Below are 529 nucleotides of genomic sequence, written 5' to 3' on the forward strand. Positions count from 1 at the left end.
AAGGTGGGGCCGGCGATTGGGACGAAGTCGTAACAAGGTAGCCGTACCGGAAGGTGCGGCTGGATCACCTCCTTTCTAAGGAGCATCAACTGGCCCGGATGGTTCTTCTTCGAAAGAGCGTCTGGGTTGGTGGTCATCATCGGCGGCGAGTGTCCGTCGGGTGGCTGCTCATAGATGTGGAGCACTGGTTATTCATCTGGCCGTTCATGCGGCCCGGCTAGTACCGCCTCTCTTCGTGAGGGGAGTGGGAAGGACGGGTTCGGGTGGGTGGCGAGATGGGCACGCTGTTGGGTCCTGAGGAAACGGGCACGTTTCTTCGGATCGCGGGACCTGAACCGCATCCCCTCGCGGGGGTGTGGTTTTGGTGGGCCCGGTTGTTTTTTGAGAACTGCACAGTGGACGCGAGCATCTCTGGCGAGATCTCGATCTTTTCTTTTCCTGGTTTCCTTTCCCGTTTTGGCGGGTGTGGGGCCGGGGAGGGGGGGTGGGGGTCTTGTCTGCGATTTGTTTTGATCGTTTTGTGTGTTCA

The 529-nt window shown here is 59.0% G+C and carries 1 rRNA gene; it reads left to right on the top strand.

Going from position 1 to position 529, the window contains the following annotated elements:
- A 16S ribosomal RNA gene (locus tag E1291_RS41635) occupies positions 1-75 on the top strand; the annotation flags it as partial.
- Positions 76-529: the final 454 nt, after the last annotated feature.

It is taken from the genome of Actinomadura roseirufa (assembly GCF_900659635.1).
GTDB classification, from domain to species: Bacteria; Actinomycetota; Actinomycetes; order Streptosporangiales; family Streptosporangiaceae; genus Spirillospora; species Spirillospora roseirufa.